We start from the raw sequence: 18,018 nt of genomic DNA, 5'->3' as shown, positions 1-18,018 counted from the left end.
TCGGGTCACGACGTGTACCTCTGGTCGAAGCGGCCCAGCTTCCAGGCGGCGACCGCGCCGCCCCAGGCCAGCACGAACGCGCCGACGATGACGTAGCCGAGCAGTTCGAAGTGGTCGGCGATTGCCGCGTAGGAGGCCAGCGGGCCGGTGACCGGCGTGACCTCGGTGATCAGCCCGGCCAGGTAGACCGACGCGACGAACAGCGCGACGACGACGGTCATCCCGGTGGTGGCGAGGTTGTAGTACAGCCGCCGGGCCGGGTGACGGTACGCCCACGAGTACGCCCGGGTCATCAGCAGCGAGTCGGCGGTGTCCATCGCGGACATCCCGGCGGCGAACAGCAGCGGGAGGGTGAGCACGGCCAGCGCGGGTACCGCACCCTGGGAGGCGGTGGCCGCCTGCAGCGACAGCAGCGTCACCTCGCTCGCGGTCTCCAGGCCGAGGCCGAACAGCAGCCCGACCGGGAACATGTGCCAACTGGAGCGGATGAGGCCGCGTATCCGGCCGCCGAGCATCCGGTTCATCAGGCCCCGGTTGACCAGTTCCCGGTCGATCGCGGCCTGGTCCACCTCGCCCCGGCTCAGGCCCCGCCACAGCTTCACCATGCTCGCCAGGACGGTGGCGTTGAGGACGCCGACCACCAGCAGGAACACGACCGCGACGACGGTCGCGAGGAGGGCGCCGGCATGCTGGAACGGCTCGACGTTGAGGCTGCGCGCGGCGAACGCCACGATGAGGGCGAGGACGACGACGACGGCGGAGTGCCCCATCGCGAAGAAGAACCCGACCCCGACCGGCCGGCGACCGCGCAGCAGCATGAGCCGGGTGGTGTCGTCGATCGCGGCGATGTGGTCGGCGTCGAACGCGTGCCGGATACCGAGGACGTAGGCGAGGGTACCGGCCCCGGCGAACGCACTGGCCGCCGCGAGGCTCGTACTGTAGTACAGGTACAGCGACCAGCCGGCGACGTTGAGGAGCACGACGGTCGCCACGATGCCGGACAGGCGCGCGCGCTCGGCCCGGGTCCACGCCCCGACCGGCGCCGCCGCTTCACGAACGGTCATGCATCCTCCTCGCTTTCGGTGAGGTACACGGCATCCACCGGGCAGACCTCGACGCACTCCCCGCAGCCGGTGCACAGGTCGTCACGGACGTACAGGCGGCCGCCGTCCGGGCGGATCGCGTGGGTGGGGCAGGTGAGCAGGCAGGCCCCGCAGCCGGCGCAGCCGGCGATCGTCACGGCAGCCATCGGTACTCCCGGGGGGTGACCATCCGGCCGGCCCTGACCTCGGTGCGGGTCGAGCCGACCAGCACCACCGTGAACATGTCCACTCGTGCCGGGTCCTCGGCCAGGTCGGCGAGCGTGGTCACGGTGACCCGCTGGTCGGCGCGGCTGGCCTGCCGGACCAGGCCGACCGGCGTGGTGTCGGGCCGGTGCTCGCGCAGGATGGCCAGGGCCTCGTCGAACTGCGTCTGGCGCTTGCGGCTGCGCGGGTTGTACAGGCAGACCACCAGGTCGGCGGCGGCGCAGGCGCGCAGCCGCTCGGTGATCACAGGCCACGGCGTGTGCAGGTCGGACAGGGACAGGTACGCGTGGTCGTGGCCGAGCGGCGCGCCCAGCAGCGCGGCGGCGGCGAGGGCGGCGGTGACCCCCGGTACCGCCTCGACGTCGACGTCCTCGCCGGCGACCTGCAGGGCCGGGGAGGCCATCGCGTACACGCCCGCGTCCCCGGAGCCGATCAGCGCGACCGCGTGCCCGGCGGTGGCGAGTTCGACGGCGGTACGCGCCCGCTCCTCCTCCGCGCCGAGTCCGCTCGCCACGATGCGCGTCCCCGGCGTCAGCAGGTGGCGTACCTGGTCGACGTACTGGTCGAGGCCGACGACGACGCCCGCTCTTTTCAGCACGGCCGTCGCGCGCGGGGTACGCAGGTCCTCGGCGCCCGGGCCGAGCCCGACGACGGTCAGCCGCCCGCGCGGGGTCAACCGGGCGACCGCCACGGTCGCCATGGCGCTGGCCCGCTTCGGCGCGATCAGGTCCGCGGCTCGTCCCGCCTCCCGCGCCGCGGTCAGCGCCGCCGCCTCGGCCACGCTGGGCGTACCGACGGCGGCGTTGACCACGTCGGACGGGTTGGGCACGTCGACCTGCTTGAGTCTCTCGGCCGGGTAGGTCAGCACCGGCCAGCCGTGCCGCCCGGCCACCTCGACGATGCCCGGCTCGTCGGCCTTGAGGTCGACGGTGGCGATGCAGCGGACCGACTCCGCCACCACGCCCGCCTCGGCCAGGGACTTCGCGATCAGCTCGTCGATCTCGTCGGCGGGCGCGTTGCGGCTCGCCCCCACGCCGACCACGAGCGACGGCGGCCGGTAGACGAGATCCCCGTCGGCGTCGACGCGGTCGGAGACGGCCAGCGACACCGGGCGGCCGGGTGAGCCGTCCGACGACGCGAGCGCCGGGAGCGGCCAGGTCTGGTCGGACCCGACCCGCAGCGGGGCGCCGTTGAGGACCTCCGTTGTCACCCGCGCCACCGGCGAGGAGTCGACCAGCCGGAAGCCGAGGTCCCGGCCGTACGTGTCCAGCGGCGTCACCCCGCTCGCGTCGGTGGCGGTCGTGACGACCGGCTGCGCCCCCAGCACGGCGGCGACCCGCGCGGCCAGTTCGTTGGCGCCGCCGCCGTGGCCACCCAGCAGCGCGACGGCGTACCGGCCCGCTTCGTCGACGCAGACCACGCCGGGGTCGGTGTGCTTGTCCCCGAGCAGCGGCGCGACGAGCCTGATCGTGGCGCCGGCGGCGAGGAAGCAGACCAGCGCCTCCGCCCGCGGCCAGGCGTCGCGGATCTGGTCGCCCACCGGCCCCCCGCGACGCGTCGTCTCGCCGGGCCAGGCCGCGGCGAGCCGATCCGCCAGGGCCCGTCCGGCGGCCGTCGCGGTCACCAATGCGATCACGGCCGCTCCCCCCACACCACGTACACCGGATTGGTCGCCTCCAGCCGGTGCACGCCGCCGGGCAGCGGGGCGAACCGGTTGGCCTGTAGCTGGGTACCGTCGGCGCGGTACCCGGCGTCGGTCAGCGCGGACAGCGCCGGGCCGACGCGTTCCAGCGCGGCGTACGCGGCGACCACGCGCGCCGGGTGGCGTTCGAGGCACGCCACGAGCACGGCCGCCCCTCCGCCGCCGACGAACACCGCGTCCGGCTCGGGCAGGCCGGCCAGCGCCGCCGGGGCGGAGCCGTGCACCACGCCGACGTCCACTGTGAACGCTTCCGCGTTGCGCCGCACCCGCTCGCACGCGTCGGCGTCGTGCTCGACCGCGATCACGGCCGCGCCGAGCCGGGCGCATTCGACCGCCACCGAGCCGCTGCCGGCGCCGACGTCCCAGACGAGGTCACCCAGGCGCGGGCCGAGCCGGGCGAGCACGAGGGCCCGTACCTCCGCCTTTGTGATCATGGAGTCGCGGTGGGCGAAGGCCGCCTCGGGCAGCGCCCATGCGGTCGGGCCGGGCTGCGGGCCGGCCACCCAGCGCGGCGACGGCTCGACGGCGGGACCCAGGACCAGGACGACGTTCGGATCGGCCCAGTCGCCGTCGGGGTCGGTGATCCGCTCGTCGGGGGTACCGAGCCGGGACGCCACCACGATCCGGCGCGGGGTGCCGTTCAACGCCTCAGCCAGCTCGACCGGGCCGGCGCCCGGCGCGGTCAGCACCGCGACCTTGCGGTGCGCGCGGCACACGTTCACCGCGCGGCGCAGGTCGCGGCCGTGCGCGGAGACCACGACCGCGTCGTCCCAGGGCAGGCCGAGCCGGGCGAAGGCGTGGGCCACCGACGACGGCGCCGGTACGACCTCGGGGTCCAGCCCGGCGCGGCGCAGGGTCGCGACGATGCCGAAGAAGCCGGGGTCGCCGCTGGCCAGGACGACCGCGCGACCGTCGGATGTGGACAGCCGGGCGACCGCATCGGCGACGTTGCCCAGCACGATCCGCTCGGCGTCGGTCTTCACCGTGTCGAGGTGGCGGGCGGCGCCGACGACCAGGGTCGCGCCGGCGAGCAGCGCCTGCGCCGCCGGTGGGAGCGGGCCACCGTCGCAGCCGATGACCGTGATCATGACACCCACCCCGGCTCGGTCGCGGCCACCACGGTCTTACCGGTGAAGTCGACCATCGCGACGGAGGCGGAGACGGCGCCGTCGGTGAAGGCGACGAGCACGTCACGTACCCGCGCGCAGAGCGCGTCCCCGGCGGCGCGCAGCAGGCCGGCGGCCTGCCACAGCTCGTACGCGTGCCGGGCGGTGTTCGCCGCCGCGACGTCGTCCACCAGCGACTGCGACCCGCCGGCCGCGGACGTCAGGCGCCCCAGCAGGCCGGTGTCGACCGCCGACCGGGTGTAGTGCGTCATCAGTACGCCCGCCCCGAGCTTGGTGAGCTTGCCGACCATGCCGACGAAGACGACCCGGCCGACGTCCCGCTCGACCGCCATCCGCAGCGCCGCCCCGGTGAAGTCACCGACCTCGATGAAGCACACCTCGGGCAGGTCCGGCAGCAGCGCCATCGCGCCCTTCTCGGTACGCCCGCCGGTGCAGAGCACGATCGTCTGCTCGCCCTGCGCCGCCGCGACTGCGACCGCCTGCACGACACTGGCCCGCCACGACGCGGTGGAGAAGGGCCGCACGATCCCGGTGGTACCGAGGATCGAGATGCCGCCGAGCACTCCGAGTCGGCGGTTGGTGGTCTTGCGCGCCATCTTCTCGCCGCCGGGCACGCTGATCACGACGCGTACGCCGCGCCCGCCGACCACCTCGCGCACCGCCTGCGTGATCATCTCGCGGGGTACCGGGTTGATCGCCGGCCCGCCGACCTCCAGGCCCAGGCCGGGCCTGGTCACCACACCGACGCCCTCGCCGCCGTCGAGCTCGACGCCGTCGCCCGCGGGGAGCCACGACACCGTCGCGGTCAGGTGCGCGCCGTGGGTCACGTCGGGGTCGTCGCCGGCGTCCTTGACCACCACGGCGGTCGCGACACCGTCCGCGACGACGGTGCTCTCCACGGCGAACGTCACCCGGCGGCCGCTGGGCAGCGCGACCTCCACCCAGGCCGGTGGCTCGCCGGAGAGCAGGAGCGACGCGGCCGCCTTCGCCGCCGCCGAGGCGCAGGTACCGGTGGTCCAGCCGGTACGCAGCGCCTTCGGACGTACCTTCGCGGTACGCGGCAGGTCGGGCTCGCGCAGCGAGGGGACGTCATCCACCACTGGCCCGCAGCGCCTGACGCGCCGTCCGGTCGGCCCGCCGGTACCCGTGGAAATGCCCCGGGTGGTACAGGTGACTGCGGGTACCGTGCGCGTCCAGCGCCGGGCCGACCAGGAACAGCGTGTGCTTCCAGAGCTTGTGCTCGCGTACGGTCTCCGCCAAGGTGCCCACGGTGCAGCGCAGCATCAGCTCGTCGGGCCAGGTGACCCGGTAGGCGACCACGACCGGGGTGTCGGGGCCGTACCCGCCGGCCTGAAGCTCCTCGGCGAGCTGCTTGGCGCGCGCGGCCGACAGGAACAGCGCCATGGTCGTACCGTGCCGGGCGAACTCCCGGACGCTCTCCCCCGCGGGCATCGGCGTCTTGCCGCCCTCCAGGCGGGTCAGGATCACCGACTGGGCCACCTCCGGCACGGTCAGCTCCCGCTGTACCGCCGCGGCGGCGGCCGAGAACGACGACACCCCGGGGACCACCTCGACGGTCAGGCCGAGCCGCTCGCAGTGTTCGAGCTGCTCCTGCATCGCGCCCCACAGCGCCGGATCGCCGGAGTGCAGGCGTACCACGTGCAGGTCATCGGCCACCGCCCGCCGGTAGATGTCCACCGTGGATTCCAGCGTCAGCTCGGCGGAGTCGACGATCTCGGCGGCCGGGGACGCGTAGTCCAGCACGTCCGGGGAGACCAGGCTGGCCGCCCACACCACGATGTCGGCGCGCTCCAGCGCGCGGGCACCCCGGACGGTGATCAGGTCGGCCGCGCCCGGGCCGGCGCCGACAAAGGTTGCTCTGCCCCTAGGAACAGCACCGTCACTCATAGCTTGCCTCCTCGGCTGGAGCGGCGCGCCGGCAGCAGCACGGTCGCCAGGTACGGGCCGGAATCATCGACATCGGACAGTGATCGGACCCGTTCGTCGGGCAGGCCGAGGTGCTCGCCGTACACGGCGTCCCGGCCGGCGTCCTTCGCGAGCTCCGCGATCCGGCGCAGGTGGCGGCCGCCCTTGTACACCACGACCGTGCCGTCGCCGGTCAGCGCGTCCCGCAGCGGCTCGACACCCCGGGCCAGCGGCAGCAGGGTCAGCGGCTCGGTGCCCTCGACCAGCGGCGTACCCGACGCCGCCGCCATCGCCTGCATGGCCGTGATCCCGGGGATGGTCTCGACGACAACGTCGGGCAGCAGGTCCCGGACGGTCTGGGCGAGATAGCCGAAGGTCGAGTACACGTTGGGGTCGCCGATCGTGGCGAAAGCCGCCGTACCGCCGGTGTCGCGCAGCCACTGCGCGACCCGCGAACCCGCGGCGTCCCAGTGCCGCTCCCGCCGCGCGGTGTCGGTGCGTTCGTTGAGCGCGAAGACGAGGCGCTCGATCCGCTCGTGCGAGGCGTGGGCACGTACCGTCGCCTCCGCGCGGCCCGTGTCGGCCGCGTCCAGTACGGGCACGAAGACCCGGCCGGCGGTCGCGAGCACCCGTACCGCCTTGAGGGTGACGAGTTCCGGATCGCCGGGGCCGACCCCGACTCCGATCAGACGCATGAGGTCACCAGCCGGCGTGCGAACTCCGGGTGGGCCGCCCAGTGCAGATGCAGGTAGGAGGCGTGCACGTTGCCGTGGACGTACCCCTCCGGCGGCGCGTCGCGCCATGCCCACGCCGCGGCCCCGGCGGCGCGGGGGATCACCGCGGTGCGGTGGAACTCGTGGCCGGTCACCCGGGCGCCCTCGGGCGCGAGCCAGCTCGGCGACACCGCCACCGCGTCCCGGTACCCCAGGGTCAGCTTGGGCGTCATGCTCGCGTCGGCGTCGAGGACGCCGCACATCGGCGCGGAGTCCAGGGTCCGGCACAGCCAGAGCAGCCCGGCGCACTCGGCCGCGATCGGGGCGCCGCTCGCGGCCAGCGCGGCGACGGACGCCCGGAGCGGCTTGTTCGCCGACAGCTCCGAGGCGTACACCTCGGGGAAGCCGCCGCCGACGACCAGCCCGCGCGTCCCCTCGGGAAGCGAACCGTCGTGCAGCGGGTCGAACAGGGCCACCTCGGCGCCCGCCCCGCGTAACAGTTCGACGGTCTCGGCGTACCCGAAACTGAAGGCCGGACCACCGGCGACCGCGACCACCGGTCGGGCCCGGACCGGTGTCTCGGCCTCCGGCGACCAGGCCTCGGTGGCCAGCGACGGCGCGGACCGCGCGACCGCGAGGACCGCGTCCAGGTTGACCGAGGCGGTGACGACCTCGGCGAGCGACGCGACCGAGGCCACCGCCTCGGCCCGGCGCTCGACCGCCGGTACCAGCCCGAGGTGGCGCGACGGCACCGCCACCTCCTCGTGCCGGTGCAGCGCACCCAGGACCGGGGTACCGATGTCTTCCAGCGCCTCGCGCAGCAGGTCCTCGTGCCGGAACGAACCGACCCGGTTGAGGATGACCCCCGCGAGGCGGACGCCGTCGCCGAAGCTGCGGAAGCCGTGGACGAGCGCGGCGACCGAGCGCCCCTGGGCGGCCGCGTCGACCACCAGGATGACCGGCGCGTCCAGCAGCTTCGCGACCTCGGCGGTGGAGCCGTGCTCGCCGGCGCCGGTACGCCCGTCGTACAGGCCCATCACGCCCTCGACCACGGCCAGGTCGGCACCGCCCGCGCCGTGCGCGAACAGCGGCGCGATGAGGTCGGTGCCGACGAGGACCGGGTCGAGGTTGCGCCCGGGCCGGCCGGCGGCGAGCGTGTGGTACCCGGGGTCGATGTAGTCCGGACCGACCTTGAAACCGGCGGTGGTCAGGCCGCGGGCCGCGAACGCGGCGAGCAGCCCGGTGGCGATGGTCGTCTTGCCGTGCCCGGAGGCGGGCGCGGCGATGACGACCCTCGCGACGTCTACCACTCGATGCCCTGCTGACCCTTGCGGCCGGCATCCATCGGATGCTTGACCTTGCCCATCTCGGTCACCAGGTCGGCGGCGCCGATCAGCTCCGGCGCCGCGTCCCGGCCGGTGATGACGACGTGCTGGTTGCCGGGCCGCTCGCGCAGCGTCCCGACCACATCGGACACGTCGACCCAACCCCATTTGATCGGGTACGTGAACTCGTCGAGCACGTAGAAGCGGTACCGCTCGACGGCGAGGTCGCGCTTGACCTGGGCCCAGCCCTCGGCCGCCTCGGCGGCGTGGTCCCGCTCGGTGCCCTCGCGCTGGATCCACGACCAGCCCTCGCCCATCTTGTGCCAGGTCACCGGCGCGCCGATGCCCTTGGCGTCGTGGACCTCGCCGAGCGCCCGGAACGCGGCCTCCTCGCCGACCCGCCACTTCTCGGACTTGACGAACTGGAAGACCGCGATCGGCCAGCCGGCGTTCCAGGCGCGCAGCGCCATGCCGAACGCGGCCGTCGACTTGCCCTTGCCGGTACCGGTATGCACGGCCAGGACCGGCTGGCGGCGCCGCTGCCGGGTGGTGAGGCCGTCGTCGGGTACCTGCTCCGGCTTTCCCTGGGGCATCAGGCTGCCCTCCTGATCGTCGTCGCGTCGAGGGCCTCGAGAGGGATGTGGTCGGCGTCGAGCGCTGCCGCCAGCCGTTTCGCCAGGCCGAGCCGGACCGGGCCGGACTCGCAGTCGACGACGACGGCGGCCGTGCCCGCGAGGGCCGGCGCGACGGTCAGCGGGTCGGCACCCGACGTGGCCCGGCCGTCGGTGACGACGACGAGCAGCGGGCGGCGGTGCGGGTCACGACGGCGTTCGGCGGCGAGCGTGCGTACGGCAGCGCGTAGTCCCTCGGCGAGCGGGGTACGCCCGCCGGTGCGCAGGTCCTTCAGCCTCGCCACGCCGACCTCGTGGCTGGTGGTCGGCTCCAGGACGGGCTGCGCGCCCGCGCCCCGGAACGTGATCATGCCGATCTTGTCGCGCCGCTGGTACGCGTCGCGCAGCAGCGACAGGACGGCCGTCTTCACGGTCCGCATCCGCTGCCGGGCCGCCATCGAACCGGACGCGTCGACGACGAAGAGGACGAGGTTCGCCTCGCGGCCGACGTGTACCGCCTCGCGGAGATCGGGTCGGCCCACCCGGCGGCTGCCGCGGGCGGCCGCGGCTCTGATCGTCGCGGACAGGTGCACGCTGGTCAGCCGGCCGGCCGGCAGTCGCGAGCCGACCACTCGGCCGGTCCGCGCGTACGCCGACGAGCGCTTTCCGGACGGACCGCCGACGCCCCGGCCGGGTACCCGCAGCGCCTTCGGCCGGTACGCGGCACCGACCGGCGCCGGTTGCCTCCGCTGTCCGTTTTCTTCCTGGCTCACCCCCCGGTCGTCGGGGGCGGCATCGCTCGGGCCGCTCTGGTCCGGACCGCCCTGATCCGGGCCGTCGTCGCTCGGGCCGCTCGGGCCGCCGCCTCCGGGCGGTGGGTCGTCGTCGGGGTCCGGCCGGTTCTCCTCCAGGACCTCGTCGAGGCGCTGCTCGTCGGTACCGGGCGGGTCGAGCGGGTCGCGCCGGCGGCGGTGCGGCAGCGCGAGCCGGGCGGCGTCGGCCACGTCGGCGGGCGTCACCTCGGTACGGCCGTGCCAGGCGGCCAGGGCGATGGCGGCCCGGGCGATCACGATGTCGGCGCGCAGCCCGTCCACGCCGTACGCGAGGCAGATCCGGGCGATCCGGTCCAGTTCGGTATCTGGCAGGCGCACATCGTGCAGTCGACCACGCGCCGTCGCGATGCGCCCGGCGATCGCGGCATCCTCGCCGGCCCACCGCGCGGCGAAGCCCGCCGGGTCGGCCTCGTACGCGAGCCGCCGGCGCACCACCTCGGCGCGCTGGGCCGGGTCGTCCGGAGCGGAGACCGAGACGACCAGGCCGAACCGGTCGACCAGCTGCGGGCGGGGCTCCCCCTCCTCCGGGTTCATCGTCCCGACCAGCAGGAAGCGGGCCGCGTGCTGCACCGAGACGCCGTCGCGCTCGACGTGGGCGCGGCCCATCGCGGCGGCGTCGAGCAGCAGGTCCACCAGGTGGTCGGGGAGCAGGTTGACCTCGTCCACATAGAGCACGCCCCGGTGGGCGGCGGCGAGCAGGCCGGGCTCGTATGCCCGGACCCCGTCACCGAGCGCCCGCTGCAGGTCCAGGGAGCCGATCACCCGGTCCTCGGTCGCGCCGACCGGCAGTTCGACCAGTGTGGACCGCCGGGTCACGCGGTCGGGGTCGGCGTGCGGACCGTCCGGGCAGGAGGCGTCGGGCGCGGCCGGGTCACAGGCGAACCGGCAGCCCCGGACGACGTCGACCTCGGGCAGCAGGCTCGCGAGGGCCCGTACCACGGTCGACTTGGCGGTGCCCTTCTCGCCGCGTACCAGGACCCCGCCGACGGCCGGCGAGACGGCGGTGAGCAGCAGCGCCAGGCGCAGGTCGGCGAGGCCGACGACGGCGGCGAACGGGTACGGCGGGATCATCCGCCGTTCAGGCGCGAGGCCATGCGCTATCCCTTCCGCGGGTGTCCACGCCCGCGTATCGGTGTGTCAGCGAACGGCCGGAGTCTCCTGGCTCCCGGATCGGCGCTCTCCCTCGGCCTTCCCGCCGCAGATGCGGCCGTGGCGCGTCGGTGAGGGGTCGCTCCCCGGTAACAGTGGCGGGACCGCCCCGGACTCGCACCGGGTTCCTCCACCGCCGTTCTGGAGGTCATGTTGTCCCACCGCCCCGGCCCACGTCAACGTGACAGGCCCCATGATCGCCAGATGGGCGACGCGGCGTGGGCGTGTGCATGAGCGGGCCCGATCGGGGAAGTCGGCACTCGACCGCACACAAGGCGACGTGAGGAGTCGTGTCCATGACCACGACGCGGGAAAAGGACGTGGTGGAGCTGCTGGTCGACCAGCACAACCAGATCCGCCAGATGTTCGGCGAGATGGACCAGGCGCAGGGCGAGCGCAAGCGCCAGGTGTTCGAGGACATCGTACGGATGCTGGCCATCCACGAGACCGCCGAGGAAGAGGTCGTCCACCCGGTCTCGGCCCGGGTGATCAACGCCGGTCAGCAGATCGTGGAGCAGCGGTTGCACGAGGAGGACCAGGCCAAGCACATGCTCGCGGAGCTGTACGACCTCGGCCCGGACAAGCCCGAGTTCGACATCCGGTTCCAGGCGTTGAAGAACGCGGTCCTCCAGCACGCGGAGCGTGAGGAGCGCGACGAGTTCTCGCAGCTGCGCGAGAAGGTGGACGCCGACCAGCTCCGCCGGATGGCGGACGCGGTACGGCTGGCGGAGAAGACCGCACCGACCCGGCCCCACCCCAAGACTCCGGAGTCGGCGATCGGCAACATTCTCGCAGGGCCGCCGCTGGCCGTGTTCGACCGGGTCCGCGACGCGATGCGGAAGGCCACCAAGGGCCGCAAGGACTGACCCGTCAGGCGGCCTCGGCCGCGCCGTTGTCCAGGAGTTCGAGCAGTTGCGTGCGGTGCAGGTCGGCGACCGGCCCGGTCAGGTCCGGGTGCCGCAGCAGGATTGCCGCGTACCGGTCCCGGTCGTCGGGGGTGGTCAGGCGCAGGAAGTCGCAGTACAGCCCGATCATGTGTTCACTGTTGGCCACCGCGGCCACGGCGGCGGTCGCGAGCTCGGGGTCGGCGAGCAGGCACGCCGCCCAGCTCGCGACCACCTCGTCGACCCAGGTACGCCAGGCGTGCTCCTCGGACGGGTGTTGCCCCTCGGCTCCCGCCAGCCAGTCCAGCCGGTCCGAGCCGCCCGGCCCCAGCATGTCGACCAGCGCCGCGTCCAGCGCCGTCGGGTACCGCAGCCAGGCAGCCACCGTGGTGGCCTGCCGCGCCTGCACCTCGGCGAGTGTCGCGCTGAACGTGCCCCCGGGCCCCGGGTAGGCGCGGACCAGCCACTGGGCAGTGGCCGCTATGACGGAGGAGAGGCTAGTGGACACGGTACGGGACTCACTCTCAGTAATCACCTGGCCGCGCCAGGCTACCCGCCCCGGAGCCCGTACGCCAAAGAGTCAGGAGCCCTCCAGGTCGCCCTCCACGGCCAGGTACGCCTCGCGCAGCTGATCGAGCGTCTCCGGCCGTGGCTCCGCCCACAGCCCCCGGTCGGCCGCTTCGAGCAGCCGCTCGGTGATCCCCCGTAGCGCCCAGGGGTTGGACTTCTCCAGGAAGTCCCGCACCCCCGGGTCACCCACGTACGAGGCCGCGAGCTGCTCGTACATCCAGTCGTCGACGACCCCGGCGGTGGCGTCGTAGCCGAACAGGTAGTCCACGGTCGCCGCCAGCTCGAAGGCGCCCTTGTACCCGTGGCGGCGCATCGCCTCGATCCAGCGGGGGTTGACCACGCGGGCCCGGAACACCCGCTTCGTCTCCTCCGCGAGGGTACGGGTCTTGACCGACGACGGTACGTGCGAGTCGCCGATGTACGCGGCCGGGTCGCTGCCGCGCAAGCTGCGGACCATGGCGACCATCCCGCCGTGGTACTGGAAGTAGTCGTCGGAGTCGGCGATGTCGTGCTCGCGGGTGTCGACGTTCTTGGCGGCGACCGACATCCTGCGGTACACGGTCTCGAGGTCGTCCCGGGCCGCCCGGCCGTCCAGACCGCGCCCGTACGCGTACCCGCCCCACACGGCGTACACCTCGGCCAGGTCGCCGTCGTCGCGCCAGTTCCGGGCGTCGATCAGCGGGAGCAGGCCGGCCCCGTACGCACCGGGCTTGGAGCCGAAGATCCGGGTGGTGGCCCGCCGCCAGTCGCCGTGCTGCTCCGCGTCGGCCAGCGCGTGGGCCCGGACGAAGTTCTGATCGACCGGCTCGTCCAACCCGGCCACCGCCGCGACCGCGTCGTCCAGCAGCCCCACGACGTGCGGGAACGCGTCGCGGAAGAAGCCGGAGATGCGGATGGTCACGTCGACGCGGGGGCGGCCCAGCTCGGCCAGCGGGACGATCTCGAAGCCGGTGACCCGGCGTGACGCGTCGTCCCAGGTCGGCCGGCAGCCCAGCAGGGCGAGGACCTCGGCGATGTCGTCGCCCTGGGTACGCATGGCGCTGGTGCCCCAGACGGTGAGGCCGACCAGCGCCGGCCACTCGCCGGTGTCGTCGCGGTGGCGGGCCAGCAGCGAGTCGGCGAGCGCCCGGCCGACCTCCCAGGCGTTGCGAGACGGGATGGCCTTCGGGTCGACCGAGTAGAAGTTGCGCCCGGTCGGCAGCACGTTGACCAGGCCACGGGTGGGTGAGCCGGACGGGCCGGCCGCGATGTACCCGCCGTCGAGGGCGTGCACGACGGCCGTGAGCTCGTCGGTCGTGGCGTTCAGCCGGGGTACGACCTCGGTGGCGGCGAACCGCAGGACGCGCTCCACCTCGGCCACCGGCTCCCCGACGACCTCGGCGACGACCGCCGGGACCTTGGCCGGGTCCCAGCCGAGGGTCTCGCAGCCGAGTACCAGCTTGCGCGCGACGGCCTCGAGCAGGTCGACCAGGTCGGCGGCGGTGGTGGCGGGCCCGTCGGCGATCGCGGTCAGCCCGGCCGGCGCGCCGGTGGGCGCGATCCCCGCCAGCAGGTCGGCCTCGGCGAGCCCGAAATGCGCCGCGAGGGCCGTACGCAGGCCGGGGAAGGCGTGGCTGCCACCCCAGACCTGCTGCGCCCGCAGTACGGCGAGGACCAGGTTGACCCGCGCCTCGCCCTGCGGGGCCGCGCCGAGGATGTGCAGACCGTCGCGGATCTGCGAATCCTTGATCTCGCACAGGTACCCGTCGACGTGCAGGATGAAGTCGTCGAACTCGTCCTCGCCCGGCATGTCGGACTGGTGCAGGTCGTGGTGGAGCTGGGCGGCCTGGATCAGCGTCCAGATCTGCGCCCGGACCGCCGGCAGTTTCGCCGGGTCGAGCGCCTGCACGGTCGCGTACTCGTCGAGCAGCTGCTCCAGCTTCGCCAGGTCGCCGTACGTGTCGGCGCGGGCCATCGGCGGCACGAGGTGGTCGACCACGGTGGCGTGGGCCCGGCGCTTGGCCTGGGTCCCCTCCCCCGGGTCGTTGACGATGAACGGGTACACCAGCGGCAGGTCGCCCAGCACCGCGTCGGGCGCGCAGCCGGCGGCCAGCCCGAGCCCCTTGCCCGGCAGCCACTCCAGGGTGCCGTGCTTGCCCAGGTGGACGACGGCGTCGACGTTGCCGGCCAGCCACCGGTACGCGGCCAGGTAGTGGTGCGACGGCGGCAGGTCCGGGTCGTGGTAGATCGCGATCGGGTTCTCGCCGAACCCGCGCGGCGGCTGGATCATCAGCGTCACGTTGCCGAACCGGAGGCCGGCTAGGACGATCTCGTCCCCGTCGACGTACAGCTCGCCCGGCGGCTCGCCCCACTTGTCCAACATGTCGGCTTTCAGGTCGACGGGCAGCGCGTCGAACCAGCGGCGGTACTGCGCGGCCGGCACCCGGATCGGCGCCGCCGCCAGCTGGTCCTCGGTCAGCCACTCCACGTCGTGCCCGCCGGCCGCGATGAGCGAGTGGATCAGCGTGTCGCCGTCCTCCGGAAAGGACTTGCCGCTCCCGCTCGCAAGCTCGCAGGAGTCACCGACGTCATACCCGGCCGCGCGCAGCGCCCGTAGCAGTTCCACGGCCGAGGCGGGGGTGTCCAGGCCGACCGCGTTGCCCACCCGGGAGTGCTTCGTCGGGTACGACGACAGCAGGATCGCCAGCCGCTTGTCCCGGTTGGGTATCGAACGCAGCCGGGCGTACGACAGCGCGATGCCGGCCACCCGGGCCGCCCGCTCGGGGTCGGCCACGTACACCGGGATCCCGTCCGGCCCGGTCTCCTTGAACGAGAACGGCACCGTGATCAACCGCCCGTCGAACTCGGGGATCGCGACCTGCATCGCGGCGTCCATGGGCGTCAGCGCGGCGTCCGAGCCGGCCCACTGCGCCCGGCTCGACGTCAGGCAGAGGCCTTGGAGTACGGGCACGTCCAGCGCGGCGAGGGCCTCCACCGACCAGGCGTCGGAGTCACCACCGGCGCTCGCGTCGGCGGCCCGGGTGCCGCCCGCGGCGAGCACCGTGACGACCAGCGCGTCGCAGCGGCCCAGCACCTCGGCGAGGCCCTCGTCGACCGTACGCAGTGACGAGGCGAAGACCGGCAGCGCGTTGCCGCCCGCGTCCTCGATCGCGGCCGCGAGGGTGTCCACGAACGCGGTGTTCCCGGCGAGCGCGTGGGCGCGGTAGAAGACGATCCCGATCGTGGGGCGCTCGGGCCTCCGCTCGAAAGATCCGTGTACGCCGTAGGCCGGTGCCACGGCCGGCGGCGCGAAGCCCTCGCCGGTCAGCAGCACCGTGTCGGACAGGAACCGGTACAGCTCACGCAGGTTGTCCGGTCCGCCCTCGACGAGGTACCGCTGGGCGTCGTGAGCGACGCCTGCGGCCACGGTGGACAGTGCGGTCAGCTCGGCGTCCGGAGTGGCCTCGCCGCCGAGCGCGACCACCGGTACTCCGGCGCGCAGTACCGCGTCCAGCCCGTCCGGCCAGGTCCGCCGGCCGCCGAGCAGCCGTACGACCACGAGTTCGGCGCCGTCGAGGAGGGCCGGCACGTCCGCGGGTTCCAGCCGGGTGGGGTTGGCGACGAGCCAACCGGCCTGGCTCGCCCGGGCTGCCAGGAGATCGGTGTCGGCCGTGGACAGCAGCACGAAGGTCATGAAGGCACTACTCCCGTCGGGGTCCGCGCCCCGGTCGCAGGGTCGAAGGTCGGGACGCGGGGTCCCGGCGGCGGCCGGAGTCTCCTGGCTTCCGGATCGACGCTTCCCTCAGCCTTCCCGCCGCGCGGTGCGGCCGTGGCGCAGAACGAGGGTCACTCCCCGGTGACAGTGGCGGGACCGCCCCGGATTTCCACCGGGTTCCTCCACTGCCGCCGTGGCGGATGCTACGGCATGCCGCCTGAGGGGTCCGCGTCGATCTAGAAGTTGTGGTCCGCGGCGTGTCCGCTTTGTGGCGCCATTTCTCCTGGATCGGTGCGGCGGGAGCGCGGCGGGGCCCGGCCGCCGACAGCGGCAGGTGAACGGCGTTTGACTTCTCCGCAGCCGGGAGAAAACGGCAGTCGGAGGTGCCCCCATGACAAGTACCGAACAGACCGTTCGAAGTGACGTACCGGCCCGCATAGACCGGCTCCCCTGGGCGCGGTTCCACTGGCTGGTGGTCGTCGCGCTCGGGGTCGCCTGGGTCCTCGACGGGCTGGAGATCCAGATGGCGGCGTCCATCGCCTCCGTCCTGAAGGACCAGAACACCCTCCACCTGACGGCCGGTGAGGTCGGGCTCACCGCCTCGATCTACCTGCTCGGCGAGGTCGTCGGCGCCCTGGTCTTCGGCCGCCTGTCCGACCGGCTCGGCCGGCGCAACCTGTTCCTGGTGACGCTCGGCATCTATCTCGTCTTCAACGGTCTGTCCGGCTTCGCCTGGAACCTGTGGTCGTTCCTGGCGATGCGGTTCATCGCCGGTATGGGCATCGGCGGCGAGTACACCGCGATCAACTCGGCGATCGACGAGCTGATCCCGGCCCGGTACCGGGGCCGCGTCGACATCGCGATCAACGGGACGTACTGGATGGGCGCCATGATCGGCGCCGCCTCGCAGCTGATCCTGCTCAACCCGAACATCCTGCCCAAGGACATCGGCTGGCGGGTCAGCCTGTTCGTCGGCCCGGTGATCGGCCTGGCGATCTGGCAGCTGCGCAAGCACGTACCGGAGAGCCCGCGGTGGCTGCTCACCCACGGCCGCGCCGAGGAGGCCGAGCGTACGGTCCGCGAGATCGAGGACCGGGTCCGCGCCGACGGGCGTGAACTGCCCGAGCTCGGCGAGGACGCGGTCATCGAGGTCCGGCCGACCGAGAAGGTCACGTACCGGCAGATCGCGCGGGTCATGCTGCGCGACTACCCCAGCCGCTCGCTGCTCGGCTTCTCGATGCTGGTCACCCAGTCGTTCCTGTACAACGCGATCTTCTTCACGTACGGGCTGGTACTGGCGGGCTTCTACCACATCCCGGACCAGAGCATCCCGTGGTACTTCTTCCCGTTCGCGCTGGGTAACCTGCTCGGCCCGCTGCTGCTGGGGCGCCTCTTCGACACCTGGGGCCGCAAGCCGATGATCGCGGGCACGTACCTGCTGTCCGCGGCGATCCTGGCCGTCAGCGGGTACCTGTTCTGGATCGGCGCGCTCAACGCCGTCACCCAGACGATCCTGTGGTGCGTGGTGTTCTTCATCGCCTCGGCCGGGGCGTCGAGCGCGTACCTCACCGTCAGCGAGATCTTCCCGATCGAGCTGCGGGCCCAGGCGATCTCGTTCTTCTTCGCGATCGCGCAGGTCGTCGGCGGTGTGATCGCCCCGTGGGTGTTCGCCCAGCTGATCGGCGACGCCAAGAACCCCACGCCGCTGTTCTACGGGTACCTCGTCGGCGCCGGCCTGATGGCCGTCGGCGGACTCGTCGCGCTGTTCTACGCGGTGCCGGCCCACGGGCGCTCGCTCGAGCAGGTGGCCAAGCCGCTGTCGGTGGTCAGCCGGGTGCCGAGTGTCGACAAGCCGACCCGTACGGCCACGGCCTGATTGAGACTGCCGGCCGACGGGTAAGTAACCAGTATCTCCACAGAAAGGGGAGGCTTGACATGGGATACGACGACAAGGCCAGCAACCAGGCCGAGAACCTTGGCGGCAAGGTCAAGGAGGGCGTCGGCAAACTGACCGACGACGAGAGCCTTGAGGCCGAGGGCAAGGGCGACCAGGCGTCGGCGAACCTCAAGCAGGCCGGCGAGAAGGTCAAGGACGCCGTCAAGGACGTGTTCAAGAGCTGACCGGATCTGACGCCGATCATCACGGCGGGGGCGCCCGGAGATCTCCGGGCGCCCCC

General features: G+C 73.2%; 13 protein-coding genes, 2 pseudogenes and 2 riboswitches. Of the genes and pseudogenes, 3 read left to right on the top strand and 12 right to left on the bottom strand.

Features of this window, described 5'->3' with window-relative positions:
• Positions 1 to 5 precede the first annotated feature (5 nt).
• The 10 genes and pseudogenes from Pme01_RS05500 to Pme01_RS05460 all read right to left on the bottom strand — a co-directional run bounded on the left by Pme01_RS05500 (position 6) and on the right by Pme01_RS05460 (position 10,615).
• The gene (locus Pme01_RS05500; RefSeq protein WP_168117541.1) at positions 6 to 1,064 is read right to left on the bottom strand and encodes a HoxN/HupN/NixA family nickel/cobalt transporter; all 1,059 of its coding nucleotides are present in this window, start codon (positions 1,062 to 1,064) and stop codon (positions 6 to 8) included.
• A gap of 26 nt (positions 1,065 to 1,090) precedes the next feature.
• Positions 1,091 to 1,249 (bottom strand): annotated as a pseudogene (locus Pme01_RS05495) (4Fe-4S binding protein); the annotation flags it as partial.
• Complete coding sequence (gene cobJ, locus Pme01_RS05490; protein ID WP_168117539.1) at positions 1,237 to 2,943, bottom strand: precorrin-3B C(17)-methyltransferase; 1,707 nt, start codon at positions 2,941 to 2,943, stop codon at positions 1,237 to 1,239. The pseudogene Pme01_RS05495 and the gene cobJ, both read right to left, overlap by 13 nt.
• Positions 2,940 to 4,112: pseudogene (gene cbiE / locus Pme01_RS05485) on the bottom strand (precorrin-6y C5,15-methyltransferase (decarboxylating) subunit CbiE); the annotation flags it as partial. The gene cobJ and the pseudogene cbiE, both read right to left, overlap by 4 nt.
• Positions 4,094 to 5,236 carry a cobalt-precorrin-5B (C(1))-methyltransferase gene (locus tag Pme01_RS05480; RefSeq protein ID WP_168117537.1) on the bottom strand — a complete coding sequence of 381 codons (1,143 nt, stop codon included), beginning with the start codon at positions 5,234 to 5,236 and terminating at the stop codon, positions 4,094 to 4,096. The pseudogene cbiE and the gene Pme01_RS05480, both read right to left, overlap by 19 nt.
• Complete coding sequence (cobM, locus tag Pme01_RS05475) at positions 5,226 to 6,044, bottom strand: precorrin-4 C(11)-methyltransferase (RefSeq protein ID WP_168117536.1); 819 nt, start codon at positions 6,042 to 6,044, stop codon at positions 5,226 to 5,228. The genes Pme01_RS05480 and cobM overlap by 11 nt, the downstream gene beginning before the upstream one ends.
• Positions 6,041 to 6,757, bottom strand: coding sequence for a precorrin-2 C(20)-methyltransferase (gene cobI, locus Pme01_RS05470; RefSeq protein WP_168117535.1), 717 nt, complete (start codon positions 6,755 to 6,757; stop codon positions 6,041 to 6,043). The genes cobM and cobI overlap by 4 nt, the downstream gene beginning before the upstream one ends.
• Positions 6,748 to 8,085, bottom strand: coding sequence for a cobyrinic acid a,c-diamide synthase CobB (locus tag Pme01_RS05465; RefSeq protein WP_239088038.1), 1,338 nt, complete (start codon positions 8,083 to 8,085; stop codon positions 6,748 to 6,750). Before Pme01_RS05465 ends, cobI begins: the two co-directional genes overlap by 10 nt.
• Positions 8,079 to 8,693, bottom strand: a complete 615-nt coding sequence (gene cobO / locus Pme01_RS30755) for a cob(I)yrinic acid a,c-diamide adenosyltransferase (RefSeq protein WP_239088037.1) — start codon at positions 8,691 to 8,693, stop codon at positions 8,079 to 8,081. Before cobO ends, Pme01_RS05465 begins: the two co-directional genes overlap by 7 nt.
• Positions 8,693 to 10,615, bottom strand: a complete 1,923-nt coding sequence (locus tag Pme01_RS05460) for a VWA domain-containing protein (RefSeq protein WP_168117533.1) — start codon at positions 10,613 to 10,615, stop codon at positions 8,693 to 8,695. Before Pme01_RS05460 ends, cobO begins: the two co-directional genes overlap by 1 nt.
• Before the next feature lie 81 nt (positions 10,616 to 10,696).
• Positions 10,697 to 10,823: riboswitch (cobalamin riboswitch) on the bottom strand.
• A gap of 166 nt (positions 10,824 to 10,989) precedes the next feature.
• On the opposite strand from Pme01_RS05460, the gene Pme01_RS05455 reads away from it, so the two are divergent.
• Entirely contained in the window at positions 10,990 to 11,559 is a 570-nt protein-coding gene (locus tag Pme01_RS05455) for a hemerythrin domain-containing protein (RefSeq protein ID WP_168117532.1), read from the top strand.
• A gap of 4 nt (positions 11,560 to 11,563) precedes the next feature.
• Here Pme01_RS05455 and Pme01_RS05450 read toward each other — a convergent pair whose 3' ends face one another.
• Both Pme01_RS05450 and cobN read right to left on the bottom strand, forming a co-directional pair.
• Positions 11,564 to 12,085 carry a hypothetical protein gene (locus tag Pme01_RS05450; protein ID WP_168117531.1) on the bottom strand — a complete coding sequence of 174 codons (522 nt, stop codon included), beginning with the start codon at positions 12,083 to 12,085 and terminating at the stop codon, positions 11,564 to 11,566.
• Positions 12,086 to 12,157: 72 nt separating this feature from the next.
• Positions 12,158 to 15,820, bottom strand: coding sequence for a cobaltochelatase subunit CobN (gene cobN / locus Pme01_RS05445; protein WP_168117530.1), 3,663 nt, complete (start codon positions 15,818 to 15,820; stop codon positions 12,158 to 12,160).
• 77 nt (positions 15,821 to 15,897) lie between these two features.
• A riboswitch (cobalamin riboswitch) is annotated at positions 15,898 to 16,024 on the bottom strand.
• 208 nt (positions 16,025 to 16,232) lie between these two features.
• On the opposite strand from cobN, the gene Pme01_RS05440 reads away from it, so the two are divergent.
• A complete protein-coding gene (locus tag Pme01_RS05440) occupies positions 16,233 to 17,717 on the top strand; it encodes an MFS transporter (RefSeq protein WP_168117529.1) in 1,485 nt (494 codons plus the stop codon).
• A gap of 59 nt (positions 17,718 to 17,776) precedes the next feature.
• Entirely contained in the window at positions 17,777 to 17,962 is a 186-nt protein-coding gene (locus tag Pme01_RS05435) for a CsbD family protein (protein ID WP_168117528.1), read from the top strand.
• The last annotated feature ends 56 nt before the right edge of the window (positions 17,963 to 18,018 follow it).

The organism is Planosporangium mesophilum (genome assembly GCF_016863255.1).
Classification (GTDB): domain Bacteria; phylum Actinomycetota; class Actinomycetes; order Mycobacteriales; family Micromonosporaceae; genus Planosporangium; species Planosporangium mesophilum.
Note: the sequence above shows the minus strand (reverse complement) of the source record. Positions and strands in the feature narration are given on the sequence as shown.